The sequence below is a fragment of the Bradyrhizobium pachyrhizi genome (assembly GCF_001189245.1).
In the GTDB taxonomy this organism is placed as follows: domain Bacteria; phylum Pseudomonadota; class Alphaproteobacteria; order Rhizobiales; family Xanthobacteraceae; genus Bradyrhizobium; species Bradyrhizobium pachyrhizi.
The window spans coordinates 1-3566 of sequence record NZ_LFIQ01000090.1 but is presented as its reverse complement, the minus strand read 5'-3'; the positions used below and the strand labels follow the sequence as shown (position 1 = coordinate 3566).

At 60.9% G+C, this 3566-nt stretch carries 3 protein-coding genes and 1 pseudogene; 2 read left to right on the top strand and 2 right to left on the bottom strand.

What is annotated here, in order from left to right:
• Positions 1 to 705: pseudogene (locus AKL29_RS45300) on the bottom strand (efflux RND transporter periplasmic adaptor subunit); the annotation flags it as partial.
• A gap of 439 nt (positions 706 to 1144) precedes the next feature.
• Entirely contained in the window at positions 1145 to 1684 is a 540-nt protein-coding gene (locus tag AKL29_RS21785; RefSeq protein ID WP_050385584.1) for a peroxiredoxin-like family protein, read from the bottom strand.
• A 546-nt stretch (positions 1685 to 2230) separates the two neighbouring features.
• Here AKL29_RS21785 and AKL29_RS40920 point away from each other — a divergent pair.
• Both AKL29_RS40920 and AKL29_RS21775 read left to right on the top strand, forming a co-directional pair.
• Positions 2231 to 2722, top strand: a complete 492-nt coding sequence (locus AKL29_RS40920) for an OsmC family protein (RefSeq protein WP_082190654.1) — start codon at positions 2231 to 2233, stop codon at positions 2720 to 2722.
• Positions 2723 to 2975: 253 nt separating this feature from the next.
• Positions 2976 to 3566 (top strand): NADP-dependent oxidoreductase (locus AKL29_RS21775; RefSeq protein WP_152977707.1); only part of this gene is annotated, 591 nt, incomplete at its 3' end.

Sequence of the window (3566 nt, the reverse complement as noted above, 5' to 3'; positions counted from 1 at the left end):
CGGATCGAGCGACACGATCGAGGTCAGCAGTGTCGCGCCGCTCTCGCTGCCCTGCACCAGGTTGCCCGGGGTCACCAGATGCCGGCTGACGCGGCCGGTGATCGGCGCCACCACATTGGTGAATTCGACGTTGAGCTGCGCGGCCTTCAGCGTACCCTCGGCCTGCGTCTCAGCCGCATGAGCCGCCTGCAATGCCTGACGGCGCTGGTCGACGACCTGTTCGGAAACTGCGCTAGTCTGAACCAGGGTCAGCCCACGGTCGAGTTCGCGCTTGGCAAGCTCTTCCTTGGCCCGCGCGTCGGCGAGCTGACCTTCGGCCTGCAGCTTGACCGCCTCAAACGGGCGCGGATCGATGATGTAGAGAAGATCGCCTGCATGGACGATCGCACCATCCTTGAACTCGACGCTGTTGACGAAGCCGCCGACGCGGGCGCGGACCTGAACCTCCTCGATCGCCTCGAAGCGCCCGGTGAACTCATCCCAGTCAGTGACCGTTCGTTTTACCGGTTGCGCGACCGTCACCGACGGCGGCGGAGGCCCGCCCGCCCGCGATTGCGCCTTCTCGTCGCAGCCGGCGAGCGCCAGCGCGAACAGCAGACCGATCGGCGCGCCGGCGTATCGAAGGCGACGAAACAAACCGCGCGCTGCAGCCGGAAGCTTTGTTGCCGCCAAAGTGCCGCCGGGTCGCAGTGTCAGCGTGCCCATGGTGCGGCGATTTCGATGACATCGTTGCTTTGCATATCGACCCACTGCCTTGCCAATCTTCCATCGTGTTACGCGTGTCTCTCGCGGAACCGCACGTTTCGGCTCGACGATGCTTTGAAGCGTGGACCTTGCACCGCCCGCGAGGGAAATCACCTATCGCCATGGAGTCGATAAACGGTCGTTATTGCGGCTCACCGGGTGGCGTGAGGCCGGAGCGAGGAATGCCAAAAGCCGCATGACACTCGAAGCCGGCGTTTCCATCCTGCAGAGGCAATCAATGCCGGAGCGGCTTGGTGCAGCGAGATTCGAGCTCGTACATGGCGCGCGAGAACGGCAAAAAGCGCGCGCGGGGTCCTGTGCGTCATTTTTGACCCACGTGAATGTTTTGCACACTGCGCGGCGTCACCGTTGGGCCGCGCGCTGCCAAATTGATTGACGCTCAGACAGGGCCGTCATACTCGCCACGCGCCGGATAGTCCTTCGCGACGGCGAAGTCGATCGCCTGAAGCAATTCCGAGAACAGCGGACGTGCGAACGGCATTGTTTGAACCGCGCCGTAGTATAAAGTACCGTCCGGTCGGACGAGGAATACACCCGGCTCCGAAAAATGTGGCGGCTCTTCGATGTTAATCGATGAATGTCCACGCGACGACGAAATATAGAGCCCCCATTCGCGAGCAACCGCGAGCGGTAGCGAATACCCGAATCGCAAGTTGGAACCGACCTTGGTTGCCATTGCCTGAGCACGCTCGCGAACGTCAGAGCTGATCGCGATAACCTTTGTACCGCGGCGCTCATATTCAGGAATCAACGCTTCCAGGTCGCGCAGATACTTGAGGCAGACGGGGCAATGGAGCCCGCGATAAAAGGATATCAATGTAAATTGCTTCGGCGCGGCGACCATTGCCGCAAGATCAAAGTCGCCATGAGCAAGTGTGGGCACGCGCAATTCGGGAACCGGTCGACGGGGCAGCAGCATTCTCTTCTCCGCGGTTATCGCCTAGGCACATCAGAAATTCCAGCACCAGGTGGATGACACGCAGCATGCGCATACCGGTCGTCGATTTCGACCTCGGTTTACACCCGGTCACGACGCCCGACGTATGCAAGCGTCCACGCCCATCCGCTCCGAAGCCGAGCACCTTCCGAGCGAGACTACGTCGGTGACTTTATTATTGGGAAATGCCAGACCGTTATGATTTCTATTCCCGCGCGTTGTCCCTCCGACTGAAGCTTCGGCTTGATAGAAGTCGATGCATGGTCCGTGAGCGGAAAGACCATCAAACTCGGCGCGCGTGTCACGGATTTTCCGGCCACCGAGCTTCGACATGGACTTTTTAGAGCATTCCTGTCCGTTATGGACATGATAGCTTTACCCGAATGGTCGCCGGATTTAGTTGGTGAACGCACCGGCTCGAGCGGGCGCAGCGCTGAGATCGCACGAACTCTAAGGTTCGTTCGGCGCTGCTGACGTGCACACTCGTTGAAGCCGGGGATCAATCATTCGGACGATCGGGACCTAATCATGACCAAGATCCGCGAAGTTGTCGTCGCAAGCGACCCCACCAATCATGGCGCGCTGGTTGGCCAAGTCGGCGAATCTCGGTTTCCTGTCGGCGGCCCGGATGGCGTCGGCCACATTTCTTCGGGACCCAATCCTTACGACCTTCTCAGCGCATCTCTTGCCGCATGCACCGCTATGAGCGTTCGTTTTCAGGCCCGGCGCGAAAAACTTCCACTTGAGCGATTGGAAGTGGGTGTCAGCTTCCACCATGGCGCCCAGGGCGAAAGAGATTCGTTCGAGCGCACCCTCGTGCTCGGGGGAGAACTCGACGCACAACAGCGCGCATTCCTGCTGGAAGCAGCAAACCTCTGTCCCGTTGGTAAAATTCTCGGCATTGGAGCGGATATCAGCACGCGCTTGGACGCTGCTATTTCCGGGCGCAACGCAAGCACTCAGGCCAGCTACGAGGATGATCTGGCTCTGCTCCCGATCCCGAATATCACTCCGGATTGAGCGTCTCTCGCGCCGTCGATCCTGCACCGGGCGTCGTAGCCTATCATACCCGCAGCGTCTCCGGTTCGGCGAACCCGCCACGCCTCATGGGGCATTCGCTCCGCGGCTCAGCGCAGTCGCTTTGATCTTTCGGGCCGATGGCATCGATTCCATAGCCACAGGTCATTGGACCATCGATTCTCACGATCGTAGCCTTGCTCGTCTGCAAAGACACTTGAAAGATGACGACACACCGTAGACAGGGAGCTGGATGATGAAGGCAATCGTCGTAACGGACCAGGCTGCGGGAACTGCCGGAATGAAGCTCGTGGAGCGGCCCGAGCCACAAGCGGCGATTAACGACGTCGTCGTTCAAATTCATGCGTCGGGATTCGTCCCTACCGAGTTGACATGGCCCTCGACATGGACCGACCGCCTCGAGCATGACCGAACACCATCGATTCCCGGACATGAGCTGGCCGGAGTGATCACCGCGCTCGGCTATGGCACAACGGGGCTCTCAGTGGGACAGCGAGTGTTCGGCCTTGCCGACTGGCATCGCGACGGCACCCTGGCGGAGTTTGTAGCAATGGAGGCGCGCAACCTCGCGCCGCTCCCGGGCGACGTCGACTTCACGGTGGGCGCGAGTCTGCCAATCTCGGGCCTCACCGCGTGGCAGGGGCTGTTCCAGCACGGCCGCCTTCAGACAGGGCAGAGCATCCTCGTGCATGGCGCGGCCGGCGCAGTCGGGTCGATGGTGACACAACTCGCACGATTGGGCGGCGCCTATGTCATCGGCACCGGGCGCGCCGACGACCGTCAGAAGGCGCTCGAGTTCGGCGCGCAGGAATTCATCGACCTCGAG

Excerpts from the sequence above, each read along its gene's own strand:
- AKL29_RS21785 (WP_050385584.1), bottom strand. The coding sequence starts at position 1,684 with ATGCTGCTGCCCCGTCGACCGGTTCCCGAATTGCGCGTGCCCACACTT.
- AKL29_RS40920 (WP_082190654.1), top strand. The coding sequence starts at position 2,231 with ATGACCAAGATCCGCGAAGTTGTCGTCGCAAGCGACCCCACCAATCAT.